Source organism: Psychrobacter sp. SHUES1 (assembly GCF_001652315.1).
GTDB classification, from domain to species: Bacteria; Pseudomonadota; Gammaproteobacteria; order Pseudomonadales; family Moraxellaceae; genus Psychrobacter; species Psychrobacter faecalis.
Map to the genome: position 1 here is coordinate 26,635 of NZ_LXWA01000036.1, position 15,563 is coordinate 42,197.

The following is a 15,563-nucleotide window of genomic DNA, read 5'->3' on the forward strand; positions in this document are numbered from 1 at the left end:
ACAGGTACTAAAAAGCTTAGACGAGGGTATGACCTTTGCCGAGGCAGCTGAATTCTATAATCTCAGCCCAACCACTATACAAAACTGGAAGCGGCGTGTTCATAGCAAAACAACCAGGCAAACCAAACCCTATAAAATACCAGATGACGTGCTACTTAATGATGTTAAAGAACATCCCGATGATTACCAGTATGAGCGAGCTCGTCGTCTAAACTGTAGTAAAACAGGCATTTATCATGCTCTAAAGCGACTTGGCATCAGTCAAAAAAAAGACCTTAGAACACCCAAAAGCCTGTCCGATCAAAAGAGCGATATACCACAGTAAGCTTAATAGCTTTAAACAACAAGGCTATCCCATCGTTTATATATACGCGCGCGGCTTTGAGCACGAGACCATTCGCTCTCATGGTTATGCACCGATTGGTAAACCCTGTATCGATAGTTACAACTGGCAAGGTAAAAAGCGAACCAACGTTATCGGTGCTCTATATGAAAAGATGCTGTTTGCACTAGATTACTTTAAGCACAACATTAACAGCAGCATATTCTACGAATGGTGCAAACAAACCCTAATCCCAAGTCTTAAAACCAAATGCGTGATTGTGATGGATAATGCCAAATTTCATAAGAATAAACGCATTCAAAAGCTACTGAACAGGCATGGTCATCGTATTCTTTGGCTACCGCCGTATAGCCCTGATCTGAACCCTATCGAGAAAAAATGGGCTCAGGTAAAGTTTCTACGCCAAGGCTGGTTGGAAAATGACTTATCCAAGTTGTTTTATGATGTTTGCCCTGGGCATAACAATTTTATTTTGAACTGACTATATTTAAGGATTGTCTTATGAAAACAATAAAAATTATGCAAAATACAAGATTGCAAAATACAAGTCCAAAAAATACAGTAACTCAGCCATTGTCTCATCTGGTTTATGCTATCAAACTGGCTTTGACTACTGGACTCTGTATTGGCTTACTCGCCTGTAGCAATCCTGACGCGCCTAACTCGGCGGCGACGCAAGACAGTCAACCTGATACTACTTCTGAATCTAAAGTCGCGACAGACAATCATCACGACATAAAGAACATGGATCATCAACAGATGAATCATGCCGATATGAATGCCCAAGAACCAGCAGAAGCGCTCGGGCAAGAGTATTCTATCTATCAGGCAGGCGGCGACTGGACAGACCATCGTGGCAATACCTTTGAGCTTGATAAGCTTGAGGGCAAAAATCAAGTGGTGGTGATGGCTTATACCAGCTGTCAGCATACCTGCCCTATCTTGGTGCAATCGATGAAACAGATGTATAAAGAGATGACGCCTGAAGCGCGTGCACAAACAGAGTTTTTACTGGCGACATTGGACACTGAGCGCGATACGGTCGAAGTGATGAAAAACTTTGCTGAGCATAATGAGCTTGGTGATAACTGGCGCTTGATTCGTAGCGATGAAGCCAGCACCCGTATGCTTGCCAATACCTTAAATATCAAATATCAATTTGCCGATAATGGTGATATTAACCACTCTAATCTGATATCTGTATTAGATAAAGACGGCCGTTTGGTCGCCCAAGGCGTTGGGGTTGCCGACTCTGGCATTAAGCCATTGATTGAATATTTAAACAGCCATAGTTAAACCTTTAAAAAACATACCTATAAAGCCACATTTTTAACCTTTACCTTAGTTTTAAATTATCTGTATTTTAAAGAAAAAAACACCGCTCATCTAAATAGACAAGCGGTGTTTTTAATGGCGTCATCAGCTACGGCGCTGATTTTGGCGTTAAGCCTTTCAGTAAGCATTTAGTTAAGCACTGAAACCTAAACCGCCAAAGCCAAACCTTTTTTGACGCGCATATCGCCAGTTTCAACATAACGCTGATGCCAAGATAAAGATTCATCGAGCAAATGCGGCGTTTGCATGCCAGCCGTCTGTGCAGCACGGTCATAATAATCTTGTAGCATTGGGCGATAGTCTGGATGCGCACAGTTATCAATGATTTTTTGCGCGCGTTGACGTGGTGACAAACCACGCAAGTCCGCCAAACCTTGCTCAGTGACAATAATCATCACATCATGCTCAGTATGGTCAACGTGTGACACCATCGGCGTGATGCATGAAATAGCGCCGCCTTTAGCAACTGACGGGCTGACAAACATTGAAGTAAAGGCATTACGCGCAAAGTCGCCAGAGCCGCCCAAACCATTCATCATATTGGTACCCATGACGTGGGTTGAGTTGACATTACCATAAAGGTCACACTCAATCATCGCATTGATAGCGAGCACGCCAAGACGACGCGATACTTCAGGGTGGTTGGTGATTTCTTGTGGGCGCAAAATAATACGTTTGCGCAATTCTTCGATATTGGCATTAAAACGCGCCAACGCCTCTGGGCTTAACGACATCGCCGTTGCCGACGCTTGGGTCATTTTGCCTGACATAATCAAATCTAACATACCGTCTTGCAATACTTCGGTATAGCCAGTTAAGTTTTCAAACGGACTGGCTTGTAAGCCCGCCAATACCGCATTGGCAACGTTACCAACCCCAGACTGAATCGGCAATAAGTTGGCTGGCATGCGGCCTTTTTTCACTTCTTCATGGAAAAAGTCGATAATGTAGCCGGCAATTTTGGTTGAGCACTCATCAGGATCGGCAAACTTACTATTGCGGTCAGGTGAATCGGTTAAGACCACGGCGACGACTTTATCCAAATCACAAGTTAGGTACGGCTCGCCAATACGCTCACCCGGTGTGGTAATCGGAATCGGTTTACGATGCGGTGGCAAACCAATGTCATCAAAAACATCGTGCATACCTTCTAACAATAAGCTTTGGCGGCTATTTACTTCTAAAATAATTTGATCAGCATTGTGCAACCATGCGTTATTGGTACCGATAGAGGTAGATGGAATCAGGCGACCATCTGGCAAAATACCGGCCACTTCAACCACCGCCATGTGCATGTCGCCATAAAAACCAAAGGTGCTTTGCTGAGCGACGTGTGATAAGTGCATGTCAAAATAATGCGTTTCACCAGCGTTGATTTGCTTACGTAGCGCAGGCTCTGACTGATAAGGCGTGCGCATCTTGATACCATTGGCTTCAGCCAAGACGCCGTCGCATTCTGCAGCGGTCGATGCGCCGGTTAATAAGCCGATTTTGAATTCTTCGCCGCGAGCTTGCGCCGCTTTTATACGCTCTGCCAACGCAGCTGGGATGGCTTTTGGATAACCTGCCCCTGTGAAACCACTCATTCCAACATTCATATCATGCAAGATAAATGTTGCTGCTTGCTCTGCTGACATGATTTTTTCACGCAAACCTTCGTGACGAACGCGCTCTTCGTGGCTAATTGCACTCATACCTTTTTTCCTAGTAACTTCCCTATTAACACCAAACCCTCAAAATAATGAGACGTTTGATACCGAAACAGCAATAAAATACAATGGAGTATATTAACAACTTTGGTATAAAAGACAAGTTGCTTGTCTTAAATTTTAATTTACGTCCTCAAAAACTACTTTAATTAATCAATAATAGTTCATAAAATTACAAGAGATAAGATTTGTTTTTTGATTATTTTTAAAGCAATAACTTGAAGCTTTTTATCTATGTAAAGTTAAAAAAACTCAAATAACTATACAGTAATTAAAAATACTATTAACTAAATTTTAAAAATACTCTAAGATTAATTTTAGTCTTGATGGAAGTCTAATAGGGATAGAGGGTGCTTAACTGCCAAATTTATGGAGAAACCTAGATAAGCGCTTGGTGTTAAAGAGAATTATATCTTTGACTTTTAATGAGTTAGCAAATACAAACATCTAAAAGATAGCACTTATTTTAAATAAAATGATAATAATAAACATAAATATTATTTTTCTTACTTTAATAATCGTATAACTATTAACTATCAATCTTTAGGGATTAAGAGTTGGTTTTTAATTTGTGTGCTTATTTAACACTCTCTAAAAAGTGACCGTGTTTTTAAATAAAGGCCTATTTTATATCAGTCATATAACCTGATATTTAATTATATTTATAGTAGAACCAATATTTTTTTAGTGAAATATTGTTCTATAATTAAAGAAAATTATATTTATAAAAAGGCATTTAAAACCTAGCGCTTTAATCTTGCCATGACTATATTTGAGGTAAGATGATGACCCCTACTAGGTCATTTTTAATGTGATGAAAAAGTCGGTTTATCAAAAGATAAATGCAAAACTAAGGACAGATTATGATAACGGAAGAGCACGTTTTGGCTTGTATTGATGGTTCAGCGGTGACTGGCTCAGTCTGTGATTATGCCGCGTGGTACGCAAGTAAACTGGACATCTCAGTAGCTTTATTGCACGTGAGCGACGTAGCAGCTTCGGTCAGACGCGATCTGTCTGGCGCCATTGGCATTAATAGTCGCCAGTTTTTGCTCGATGAGTTATCGGAACTCGATGAGCAAAGGGCGCAGGTGGTCAACAATTACAGCAATTCCTTGGTACAAGATGCAAAAAGCCATATTCAAAATGGCTTTCAAGACATGAAGGTTTGCATTTATCAACGCCGCGGTAAACTGCTGCCAGCGATTGAGCATTTTCAAGAAAAGAATCGCGCTATCGTCATGGGACGGCGCGGTGAGGACCATAAAAACAGCCGTATCAATATCGGCAGCCAAATCGAAACGGTTGCCCGCGCCTCGAACATACCGGTGTTGATTTGTTCAGAGAAATTTAAAGAGCCGCAGTCATATATGGTGGCATTTGATGGCAGTAAAACGGCGATAAATGCCATACACATGCTTGCAAAGAGCAACCTGTTAAAAGGCTTACAAGGTCATATCGTTATGGTCGGTCATCATAACGAAGCCTCTAAAAAAAGCCTTGATAACGCGGCTGCACACTTACAGGCAGCTGGTTTTAGTGTCGATACCCATCAGCTCTTAGAACTTGATGCGGTTGAGGGCTTACTCAGCTTTCAATTTGAAAATAACATCGATATCATCGTCATTGGCGCTTATGGGCGCTCTAAGCTTCAGCATTTATTTCTGGGCAGTACCACGACAGAAATCATTGCCAGCACCTTATCGCCTGTTATCTTGGTACGCTAAATTTTCTTAATTCAATGATTTTTAAACGGATAGCAAATATTGGTTATTTTTATTGAATAGGCAGTACGATTTGTACTATTAAGCCTTGAATATCATCTTTACGGTTACAAATATTAATTTGGCCTTTATGAGCGACGATAACCGCGTGGACGATTGCTAATCCCAATCCGTAGCCGCCCGTTTCGCGATGGCGCGCACTATCAAGCCGTACAAAGGGTTGAAAAATACGCTCTAAGTCTTTTTCTGCTACCCCGCCACCCTCATCTGTGATGCTAATTTGAATAGCATCTCTTTTATTATCTAACGGTGTTTTTGTGACTTCAGCCGTGACAGTTGAGCCTGCAGGAGTGTGCATAAAAGCATTACGAATGATGTTTTCAAGGGCGCTATGCAACTGTTCTTGATTGCCAAGCACAGTCAAAGACGCGTCAGATGATGACGATAATAAAACATCGGGCGGCGTCCATTGCCAGAGTACGTTTTTATGCTGAAACTCAAAACAGACGTCTTTACCAATCTCGGTGATGATTTCAACTATATCTACGGCATCATTTTCTAGATTATCGATGGTATATTGCTGCATTTGCAGGGATTGAATATGAATGATTTGCTCAATCAGCTCATTCATACGTGCCGATTCCTTATCGATACGGTCAAGGTAACGGCTGGCATCGGGCGCAAAGTCACGCGTCAGCTCAGTAGCCACATCAAGGCGCGCCAGTGGCGAACGCAGCTCATGCGAGATATCACTTAACATCTGCTTGCGCGCAAGCTCACTCTCCGCCAATCGGGTTGATAATTGGGCCACATCTTTTGCCAATAGTCCTAGCTCATCAGAGCCTAATGTTGATAACTGCGGATTGGCTTGATAATCGCCCTCAATCATACGGTGCACAGTATGTTGCACCTGACCGATGCGCCGAGTCAGCGTCCGACTGAGCCAAAAGCAGACCAAAGTACTAAAGAGGATAATCAGCAGTAAACGCACGGTAAAATTACCGCGTTGCAGCGCCAAGACATCAGTAAAACGCAAATGTGGGCGCAATTGTATGATGGCCGTTTGCCCGTCTGGCAAATCTACGGTTAAATCTGCCAGTTCTGGGCGATTATTAGGGTCAAAAATTACTTCTCTATTCGGCATCGCTGGATGCAGAATTTCATTAATAAAAGAAGGCTTTTCGTAGGCGCTGTCATTTTTATCATTATGCGCTCTACGATTGTCAGACATGGCATGCGATGGTAAGTCACGCTCCACTTCCTGACCGTTTGTTCGACGCTCTTCTCTATAACGATAACGCGGAAAAATAATAGCGCCCTGCTCATCATAAATCCTGATTTGACTCATCAGCCGGCGGTCTTTCCGGTACAGCTGCCTGACGGTCAATAAATCACCAGCTTGTAGCGCCGCAACCACTTCTTGCCGCTTGAGTAAAAGACTGTCAATTTGCACATCCATCCGAGCGCTTAACTCTTTACCATTGAGCCAACGTTCTACCATAACAGAGATGATAGAGGTGATAAGCACAGTCAATAACAGGCTGAGAAATAGCCGCCAAAATAGCGTAATTCGCGGCTTAAATGTAGAAGTAGGCATCGATGCGTCCGTCATTACAGTACTAACTGATAGCCTTTACCACGAATCGCCTTGATAGACTCATCGTGAAAAGGCTGAAGTTTTTTACGCAGGCGCGACACATGCACATCAAGGCTGCGATCAAACGGCTGCAGTTCACGCTGTAAGACATGTTGTGACAGCCACGCTTTACTGACCACCTCGCCTTTTTGTTTAAGTAGCGCCAACAATATATCAAACTCTGTACCAGTGACTTGTAGCTCAACGCCTTCTATTTGACAGATACGCTGATTTTGGTCCAAATGCAGGCGACTCTCTGGCAAAGGGGTATGTTCTGAGGTGGCTGCACCCGATGCGGTAATACGGCTACGTTTAATCACCGCATTAATACGTGCCAGCAGCTCACGTGGGTTACAAGGCTTAGTAATATAGTCATCTGCGCCAAGCTCCAGCCCAATAATGCGATCAATCTCCTCACCTTTTGCCGTCAACATAATAACGGGAATATCGCTAATCGCTGGTAGCTGACGCAGGACACTGAGCCCATCTATCTTTGGCATCATAATATCGAGGACCAATAAATCATAAGGCGCACTATCATGCATGGCTGATTTTAAGCGTTCGATGACCGCCTCGCCATCATGAACACAGTCACTTTGGATGCCATGATTATGCAAATACTCTTGCAGCAGTTGGGTCAACTCTTCATCATCGTCACCCAATAAAATGTTTGCCATCGTTATCCTCCACTCTTATCTACCTTCTCGCCGCTCAGTCAAATGATTCTAAGCATGCCATAGTATGGCTGATATTATCAGGCAAGCACCCATCAATGTGCCACAAACGTTACCTTTCTTAATATTTCATAAATGTTCGCAACTTCTAGCTGTCGTATGATAGCGGCTATCAGCAACAAATACTGATGGCAATTAATGATTCATAGTGGCTATCCGAGACACTTGATAATCATTACTTCTCAGATAAAAAACCTCTTTTCGTAATAATTAACGTTTGCTCCATAATTTAAGGTAATGATAATGAAAAAATTATTGATAGGCTCAGTACTCGCGATATCTAGCGTCTTAACGGTTACGGGCTGTACCAGTGTCAACGCCACCACCGATACGACGCCAGCAACAACGACTAACATGCAAAAGCAGCATAAAGCTGGCATGAAAGACGGCATGCGTAAAGGTGGTATACATAAGGGTGGCATGAAAGGCACTATGGCGCAGCTAGATTTGACAGCGACGCAGCAGGCGCAAATCAAAGCCATTATGCAAGAAAAATACAGTGGTAACAAAAAAGATCGTAGCAAATATCAAGCAGAACGCGCGCAAATGCAGCAACAAATGCAAACGTTGACCAATGCCAAAACCCTAGATACCGCAGCGGTGAACCGCCTAGCCGATCAACAAGCGGCAAAAACCAAGCAGCGCTTTATTGAACGCGTGCAAACTGAGCATGCTATCGCACAAGTGCTAACGCCTGAACAGCGTCAAAAACTGGCACAATTAAAATTAGAAAGAAAAGCAAAAGGTCATCATGGTTCAAAAAACCGTCAGATGCACAGCAAACACCAGCAGTAAGGTCAGTACTGGCAGTAAGATGTGTCATTGACGGCCACTCTTAATGAAAAATATTATATTTAAAAGATATATTCTAAAAAACGCATCGGTTAACCGGTGCGTTTTTTTATTGTTTCTTTTTTTATTGTTTCTATAAGTACTTCACTCATTTAAATGGACTATAAACCTAAAATTTAGCGCCCGACACTTATTCTACCGAACCAAAACGCTGTTGATACATTGGTAGCATGTTAAAGAGCATTTTGCCCATTGCGGTACCATTACCTTGACGATAATACTCGCCAAGCTCAGCGCTATATTCTTTTAAATGAATGCTGTTATTGGAGGTTGGTATCTGACTGTTACTCGGTAAGTTGGGAAACGCCTTATCTTGAGCACGGATAGGCATATATTGCGTAAGGGCATCGACAATGAGACTGCTCTTTTTTGTGGTTTCCATACTCAACTCACCATTTGACTCACCACTTGTTTCATCACTGGCATCGGTTGATAGGTAATGGCGACTGTGCTGCCACTGCAATTGACCGCCTTTACTAAAACCGTATAATTTTTGCACAGGCAGATTTGCAGCTGCAGATAAAGTTGGTGAGTGTGTTTCGAGTAAACCTGTTTCTTGTGTTCTCAGCATTTTATCATCAGCAAAATCTTTCATTTTTACTAAAACTTGTTTGACCATCGATTTACTGGTGATTTTACTGTCCGTAGGATAAAGGTCATCTTGCGTATCAGAAACATTTTGGGTTATCAGCTCAGGATATTGCTGAGTGATGAGTTTATAGAAGGTGCCCATATAGTCTTTATATGCCTGTTCATCGCTCGCCCTACTTTGGACACGGCGAATGATTTTGGCACTATTGAGCATGAGTGCTAGCTGCTTTTCAGGTAATTTGGGTGATAGCGACGTCAAAATATTTGGGGCAATAAAATCAAACTGGCTCACATCAGCTTTGGCATAGATGCTGTCTTCTGCTTGAATGTGGCTTTTTATTACGGCACGACCAAAATCTTTCGGTAACGTACCATCATCAAGGGCTATTTTTAGCCATTTATTTTGCCATTTGGTGCCCAACTTATCATCGGCCAGCTTTGATGTCAGCAAAGCAAAATTGTCCGCCCACAGATAGAGGCTACCAGTTTTAAAATCGATATAAATAGGTTGATTGATACTACTATGATGGTTACGCGCCGAATACTGCGCACTACCCAGCATGGTAAACTTGCCTGCCAGCGGCTGATAAACACCCTGCGCATTCATAGATAATGGCTTTAGCAGATAAGCATCCAGTAATTGCGATTTTTTGATATCTAGTGTAGATTTTTTGCTGTCATATTCATTAAATAGCTTTTGGTAATAAGGTGAGATGGTAGCGGCGCTAGCAGAATCTATAGTAGATGATGCTGACACCGCGACCTCGGCCGCCGCGTCTACCACGTCCTCCGCTGCTTCCTCAACGCTATAAGCCGTACTATCATAGTGGACCTCAGCCCATGCTTCATAGGCTGCTGAGCAGGCTAGGTACGATTGCTTAAGTGCCTCACGCTGGGGCGCGTAATCAATCGACGCAACCTCTTTTTTCTGTGCTTCTGCCTTTGTTAATAAGGCTGCATAAGCTTGATCGTGATTATCTTCGCAATAGCTATCAACATCGTCTGATGCCACCAGTTTTGTGCTATCGATAGCTGTAAATTGATGCTCATTACTAATCTCAATATTACTATGATAAGCAAAAGACTGGCGGCGCTGCTGTTGTAATGCGCTGGCCAATGCGTTTTTTGCAACGCTTGGCGCATTATCTGCCTGTAAATTTTTTGATTGACCAAGATTGTTAGATACATTGGTAGACTGGCAAGCCGTTATCAATAATGTACTGGCAACTAATGTACTAGAAACCAATGCACTAGAAAATAAAGAGCTTATCGTCATCATTGATTTAGAGCACAAGGGATTTATCTGCTTTGCTGTATTAATGGATAAGGCCACATTTAATTTTTTCATTTTCTCTATCCTTGAAAGGCGTTATATTTTGCTAACCGTTATATGTTGCTAAGCGTTGGACGACGATGATGGATACTGAAAATATATCAGCGTATCAGCGCCTATCATCAAACGAGGGGCTTAAAACAAGGTGTCTTCTGCTGTGTCTGTGGCATCATCATCAGCATAATCCACACTTTCCTCAGTTACTCCTGCCTCAGTTGCTTCCACATAATCATAACGCGCATAACGTGCTTTCTCTAACCTCTCTTTTTGCTGACGCTGTGCTGCAAGCCAAGCATTGCCATCGATAGCGACCGGTGCCTCTGCGCCAAAAGACTGTGCCAACAATGTCGCTAATGGGTGTTTATTAAAGCTGGCATTATCATAGCGCGTCTGATTCAAGACCGTGTTTTGTGAACCAAAAAAGTCACTGCCGATATTGGTTCGTTGCTGTTTTGCCAATAAATGGTCTGAGCCATCTAAATAATAGTAATTAATATGATTAAAAGAAATAGGACTCACCGCTTCTATCAGCTGTAGCAATCCGCCAACATCTGCACTTTGATAGCCTTTGTTATACAATTCCATCTTAGCAATCGCAGCTTTCAACACATGATCATCAGGATAGTTTTGTGGGTTTTGGTCAATATGCTTTTGCAGCGAGCGTGAGATGTTTTTAAATATTTTGCCTATAATCTCGCCGCTTTGACGACTGCCAAAATAGACTTTAACCGCCCTATCAGCGCCTACCTCTTTAGCAAACTCATCATCCCGTATATCTACAGCACTGAAATATTCTGGCTCTAATTCCGCCATACTGTTTTGTACGGCGTTAATGACCGCATCATAAATAACGCTTGGCGGTATTTGAGCAATAGAAGTAACCGCTTCAGGTAAACCAAAATTCACCGTATGGGTAGTCATTTGCTCGGGTAACGGCGTATGCTCAGGATTGGCTAGCGCCAAGATAGGCATCAATGCCGATGGATCGATCGTCGCTGCCCCTTTGTTAAAATCAAGAGCAAGCGGTAGTTGAATCGATGAATGGATGGTCGGCGCAACATAGTCGTAGCTGTAGACACTCTGTAGCTGCTTTTGTTTGGGCTTATAATGACTGACGCTATTGAGAGTCAGATATTGATAATGGTAGGCATTCATTGCCTGAACTTGTTCAGGGGTACGGATAAACATATTGATAAGATTGGTCATTAACCCCGGATAAGCACGAACAGCGTTTTCATCTTGAATACCCTTTGCCGTTTTACTGGCTTGCATGTCTTCATAGTTACGTAACCAATCTTTTGATTTGACGCGACTTAAATTAGATAACAAACCACCAGCGTCGCTTTCGTATGGACTATCATCTCTCTGATTGCCGTATTCATTGTAGCCATTCTCGTCATAGCCCTCTGTATCGTAACCATACTTATCGTGACCATATTCATCATAACCTTCACTATCATAGCCATATTCGTCGTAGCCGTTTTGATCATAACCTTCCTCATCATAGCCATTTTGATCATAGCCATACTCATCGTAATGACGCTCTTCTTCGGCAGTGCGCGCAGCGACGGCGGCAGCCACCGCTTCAAAGGCAGAATCGCCACTATAAACCTGATCGTTATCCTCAATATCATTATAGCCGTCAATGTCTTCTTCGACCGCCGCCTCATCTGCTTCTGCTAGATTTTCATACTCATTAATATCTTCATCAGTAGCACTGTTATAAAGATACAGCTCGAGCAATGTTCTAAAAAAACTGCTTGAGCCAGCGTCAATACTATCGGCTTTAATATAGGGAGTTGAATGATAATTAGCCTGCGATACTGACACGTGCTCCGTCGCTAAATGCTGACGAATAGCGCTCAGTAGACGTGCCTTAGCTTGCACTTCTGGGTTTGGGCTTTTAGTTTGGTCAAATAAACGCTGATAACGTTCAGCACTCTTATCCAATTTGCTATTAAACATTTTGCCCTGAGTTTGGTTTTGCTGAGTATCAGCAATACTAAAATCTATGCCTGTCATGGATAAATTGGACTGTGATGATAAGCCTGTCGTCGTTTGACAACCCATTAACGTCACGGTGGCACTTGCAGCAGTAAGCGTATAAAGCACACAGACAGCAAACTTAGTAGAAGACCTTTTATAATTTGTGAATGATTGAGCTACCAAGCTTTGAAAATGAGGCGGCAAGGTGCGTTTAGAAGAGCTAAGCGGTGACATAAAAATCCCTTTATCCAAGCTGATAAACAATTGTGAAGGCAGTATTAAGGCTGCTATTTATAACACAATATATTACAGATTAGTAACGCAAAGGAATTATTTTCAGCAAAAATGATAAGCTGCTTAGATAAATATTGAAGCGCTCTCAATTCTCTAAAAGCTAATGCATTGTTGTTATTGCAAAAATTAAAAAATCGCCATCAAATATGCTCTTTCTGTATACAAGGGTCTTTACCACAAGCAAATATGCGCTTTATAGTTTTCATTAATAATGTCTAAGCCTTTGGTACAATCTAAAATTTGACGATTGGTTTATTCATAATAACCTCTAGAGATTTTGCTAAAGTAAAGCTCATAACAAATTTTCGTTGTCATACAATGATGAATATTTGCATTATTTTTAGTTGAAGCTATTTGTGTATTTCATGAATAGCAAGCACAATAAGACCTTATCTTCTTATCTACGTAAAAAGGAATTTACGATGCGCCAATCACTCTCAAAAATCCATCAAAACGTTCACGGTGATACTTCTCGTTATAAAACAAAAATCAAAACTGCTATCTTATTGATAAGCAGCACTCTATTAATTGCTGTCTCTGCTTATGCCGCAGAAACCAAACCTACGACCGCAAAAACCACTATTAATCCAACCTCGATTAACACCAGTGCGATTAATTTAGCGATTATGGCTGATAATCCGACTGTATTGTCCGAAACTCAGCGCGTTACAAAATCGAAATCCTCAGCCCTAGCGCCCACTACCGCCACAGGCACAGCCGTCGTTAGTGGCAAGACAGCCAAAACCGATCAAGCTATCTACTCAGCTGACGCCATTCATCACCCTGTTTGGGCAAAAAACGGCATGGTCGCCACTCAAGAAGCCCTCGCCTCTGATATCGGCTTAAAGATTTTAAAAGATGGCGGTAATGCTGTTGATGCCGCTGTCGCCGTTGGCTTTGCCTTAGCCGTGACCTTACCGCGTGCGGGCAATATCGGGGGTGGCGGTTTTATGATGGTCTATGATGCCAAGCAAGGCAAAACGGTTGCACTCGACTATCGCGAAAAAGCGCCGAGTAGCGCCTCGCGTGATATGTATCTCGATAAAGACGGCAATGCGGTCAGTGATTTATCCCGCTATCATGGTTTAGCGGTTGGCGTGCCGGGCACCGTAGCAGGCTTGCTTAAAGCGCTAGACAATCACGGCACCATGAGCCGTGGGCAAGTTATGGCACCAGCGATTGCACTGGCAGAAAACGGTATTGAAGTCACCGCTGGGTTGTCCGAATCGCTAGAAGCGTTAAGTGACCGTCTACAAAAATGGCAAAGTACCAAAAAGATATTTTTTAAACCAGATGGCAGTGCCTATCAACCCGGTGAGCTACTACGTCAACCGGAGCTGGCAAAATCTCTGAAACTGATTGCGGCAAAAGGTGCTGATGGATTTTATAAAGGCGAAACCGCGCGTAAATTGGTCAAAGCCGTCAATGAAGCTGGTGGCAATATGAGCTTGCAAGACTTAGCCAATTACAAGGCGATTGCTCGCGTACCCGTTAAAGGTGATTATCGGGGTTATGAGATTGTCTCCATGCCGCCGCCGTCTTCTGGTGGCATTCATATCGTGCAGATTTTAAATATCTTAGAAGGCTATCCACTAAAAGACTACGGTCAAAACAGCGCACAAACCATTCACTTAATGAGCGAGGCGATGCAATTGGCTTATGCCGATCGCGCAGAATATTTAGGAGATGCTGACTTTATTGACGTGCCTGCCAACGGTTTAACCTCACAAGCTTATGCCGATAAACTGCGCAGTTTAATCAATCCCAATAAAGCCACGCCAGCGGCAACCATTAAAGCCAATAACCCACTACCATACGAGAGCGACCAAACCACGCACTTCTCTATCGTTGATAAAGACGGCAATGCCGTAGCCAATACTTATACGCTGAATTTCTCTTATGGCACAGGGCTTATCGCTGAAGGTACAGGGATTTTGTTAAATAACGAGATGGATGATTTTTCTGCGAAACCCGGCGTGCCCAATGGTTATGGCTTAATCGGTGGCGATGCCAACGCAGTTGAGGCCAATAAACGCCCATTATCTTCAATGAGCCCGACTCTGGTATTCAAAGATAGCAAACCTTATATCGTTACTGGCAGCCCGGGTGGTAGCCGCATTATTACTACCGTCACGCAAGTCATCTCCAACGTCATTGACCATGATATGAATATTGCCGAAGCGACCCACGCACCGCGTATCCACGACCAATGGCTGCCCGATGAGATTCGTATCGAAAAAGCCTTAAATGTTGATACGATTAAAAAGCTAGAATCAATGGGACATAAGGTTAGCCCGCAAGCAGCGATGGGTTCAACCCAGTCGATTATGATTACCCCAAATGGCGTTTATGGTTCTTCTGACCCACGTATCGTCGATGCCGCGGTAGTGGGTTATTAAAATTTGATAGTTTGTTTTAAAAGTTAATCTTTTAAAAACAATTGCAAATAATGCCCTTCTCTAGCCTTTATCTTGCCCTCTATTCTTTATTCTTAACCCTATAGAGGGCATTTTTGGCTAAACTCATTAAAACTGTTGATGGTGTATCAAAAAGTATGCTGGGGTAATAAAGGAAGGGTGACAGCCGAAGCAAGATGATATATTTGAGGTTATGAAGACACAAATACAGATCAATTGCCCCGACTGTCACAGTCCCAGTTTTTCGATACATGGTATAAAAAGCTATGGCAAGCAGAACTACCAGTGCAAGGACTGCAAACGCCAGTTTATTGGCGATCATGCGGTAACCTATAACGGCTGTCACTCTAGAATAGAAGATCTCATACGACTGATGACTGTCCGAGGTTGTGGTGTTAGAGACATAGCCGTTATAGCCAAGGTTAGTATTGGAAAAGTGCTTAGCACCATAGACTCATCCATTTACAAGATTGTACCTAAGAAGCGCTACTATGAACGCTTAGAGGTTGATGAGTTCTGGACTTACGTATATCGCAAGAAGCGTAAAGTTTGGCTTATTTATGCTTATGACCGTGCTACTAATGAGATTGTCGCTTATGTCTGGGGATC

The 15,563-nt window shown here is 42.7% G+C and carries 12 protein-coding genes; 7 read left to right on the top strand and 5 right to left on the bottom strand.

The features are described from left to right. The first annotated feature begins 28 nt into the window (after positions 1 to 28). The 3 genes from A7325_RS13390 to A7325_RS04170 are packed head-to-tail and all read left to right on the top strand — an operon-like array spanning position 29 to position 1,639. Complete coding sequence (locus A7325_RS13390; protein WP_319822954.1) at positions 29 to 325, top strand: IS630 transposase-related protein; 297 nt, start codon at positions 29 to 31, stop codon at positions 323 to 325. Then, positions 252 to 824 (top strand): IS630 family transposase, encoded by a 573-nt coding sequence (locus A7325_RS04165; RefSeq protein WP_156508496.1) that lies wholly within the window; start codon positions 252 to 254, stop codon positions 822 to 824. The genes A7325_RS13390 and A7325_RS04165 overlap by 74 nt, the downstream gene beginning before the upstream one ends. 20 nt (positions 825 to 844) lie before the next feature. After that, positions 845 to 1,639: an SCO family protein gene (locus tag A7325_RS04170; RefSeq protein ID WP_068404917.1), complete on the top strand. Its 795-nt coding sequence runs from the start codon at positions 845 to 847 to the stop codon at positions 1,637 to 1,639. Between the two features lie 185 nt (positions 1,640 to 1,824). Here A7325_RS04170 and A7325_RS04175 read toward each other — a convergent pair whose 3' ends face one another. Further along, positions 1,825 to 3,372: an acetyl-CoA hydrolase/transferase family protein gene (locus A7325_RS04175; RefSeq protein ID WP_068404920.1), complete on the bottom strand. Its 1,548-nt coding sequence runs from the start codon at positions 3,370 to 3,372 to the stop codon at positions 1,825 to 1,827. A gap of 878 nt (positions 3,373 to 4,250) precedes the next feature. On the opposite strand from A7325_RS04175, the gene A7325_RS04180 reads away from it, so the two are divergent. Then, positions 4,251 to 5,114 carry a universal stress protein gene (locus A7325_RS04180; protein WP_068404922.1) on the top strand — a complete coding sequence of 288 codons (864 nt, stop codon included), beginning with the start codon at positions 4,251 to 4,253 and terminating at the stop codon, positions 5,112 to 5,114. A 49-nt stretch (positions 5,115 to 5,163) separates the two neighbouring features. Here A7325_RS04180 and A7325_RS04185 read toward each other — a convergent pair whose 3' ends face one another. Beyond that, positions 5,164 to 6,708 carry a sensor histidine kinase gene (locus A7325_RS04185; protein WP_227514937.1) on the bottom strand — a complete coding sequence of 515 codons (1,545 nt, stop codon included), beginning with the start codon at positions 6,706 to 6,708 and terminating at the stop codon, positions 5,164 to 5,166. A gap of 14 nt (positions 6,709 to 6,722) precedes the next feature. After that, positions 6,723 to 7,424 carry a response regulator transcription factor gene (locus A7325_RS04190; RefSeq protein ID WP_068404928.1) on the bottom strand — a complete coding sequence of 234 codons (702 nt, stop codon included), beginning with the start codon at positions 7,422 to 7,424 and terminating at the stop codon, positions 6,723 to 6,725. Between the two features lie 300 nt (positions 7,425 to 7,724). On the opposite strand from A7325_RS04190, the gene A7325_RS04195 reads away from it, so the two are divergent. Next, on the top strand, positions 7,725 to 8,276 hold the full coding sequence (locus A7325_RS04195) for a Spy/CpxP family protein refolding chaperone (RefSeq protein ID WP_068404930.1): 552 nt from the start codon (positions 7,725 to 7,727) through the stop codon (positions 8,274 to 8,276). 187 nt (positions 8,277 to 8,463) lie between these two features. Here A7325_RS04195 and A7325_RS04200 read toward each other — a convergent pair whose 3' ends face one another. Together A7325_RS04200 and A7325_RS04205 are read right to left on the bottom strand one after the other, a co-directional pair. Next, the gene (locus tag A7325_RS04200; RefSeq protein ID WP_068404931.1) at positions 8,464 to 10,272 is read right to left on the bottom strand and encodes a hypothetical protein; all 1,809 of its coding nucleotides are present in this window, start codon (positions 10,270 to 10,272) and stop codon (positions 8,464 to 8,466) included. A 120-nt stretch (positions 10,273 to 10,392) separates the two neighbouring features. Beyond that, positions 10,393 to 12,477 carry a hypothetical protein gene (locus A7325_RS04205; protein WP_068404932.1) on the bottom strand — a complete coding sequence of 695 codons (2,085 nt, stop codon included), beginning with the start codon at positions 12,475 to 12,477 and terminating at the stop codon, positions 10,393 to 10,395. Between the two features lie 482 nt (positions 12,478 to 12,959). On the opposite strand from A7325_RS04205, the gene ggt reads away from it, so the two are divergent. Together ggt and A7325_RS13395 are read left to right on the top strand one after the other, a co-directional pair. Beyond that, positions 12,960 to 14,936, top strand: coding sequence for a gamma-glutamyltransferase (gene ggt, locus A7325_RS04210; protein WP_068404933.1), 1,977 nt, complete (start codon positions 12,960 to 12,962; stop codon positions 14,934 to 14,936). Between the two features lie 211 nt (positions 14,937 to 15,147). Beyond that, positions 15,148 to 15,563: IS1 family transposase (locus tag A7325_RS13395; protein WP_156508497.1), on the top strand; the 416-nt coding region annotated here is incomplete at its 3' end.

What these genes read in the sequence shown, in the direction of transcription:
- A7325_RS13390 (WP_319822954.1), top strand. Translation starts at nt 29, where the DNA reads ATGACCTTTGCCGAGGCAGCTGAATTCTATAATCTCAGCCCAACCACT.
- A7325_RS04170 (WP_068404917.1), top strand. Translation starts at nt 845, where the DNA reads ATGAAAACAATAAAAATTATGCAAAATACAAGATTGCAAAATACAAGT.
- A7325_RS04175 (WP_068404920.1), bottom strand. Translation starts at nt 3,372, where the DNA reads ATGAGTGCAATTAGCCACGAAGAGCGCGTTCGTCACGAAGGTTTGCGT.
- A7325_RS04180 (WP_068404922.1), top strand. Translation starts at nt 4,251, where the DNA reads ATGATAACGGAAGAGCACGTTTTGGCTTGTATTGATGGTTCAGCGGTG.
- A7325_RS04185 (WP_227514937.1), bottom strand. Translation starts at nt 6,708, where the DNA reads ATGCCTACTTCTACATTTAAGCCGCGAATTACGCTATTTTGGCGGCTA.
- A7325_RS04190 (WP_068404928.1), bottom strand. Translation starts at nt 7,424, where the DNA reads ATGGCAAACATTTTATTGGGTGACGATGATGAAGAGTTGACCCAACTG.
- A7325_RS04195 (WP_068404930.1), top strand. Translation starts at nt 7,725, where the DNA reads ATGAAAAAATTATTGATAGGCTCAGTACTCGCGATATCTAGCGTCTTA.
- A7325_RS04200 (WP_068404931.1), bottom strand. Translation starts at nt 10,272, where the DNA reads ATGAAAAAATTAAATGTGGCCTTATCCATTAATACAGCAAAGCAGATA.
- A7325_RS04205 (WP_068404932.1), bottom strand. Translation starts at nt 12,477, where the DNA reads ATGTCACCGCTTAGCTCTTCTAAACGCACCTTGCCGCCTCATTTTCAA.
- ggt (WP_068404933.1), top strand. Translation starts at nt 12,960, where the DNA reads ATGCGCCAATCACTCTCAAAAATCCATCAAAACGTTCACGGTGATACT.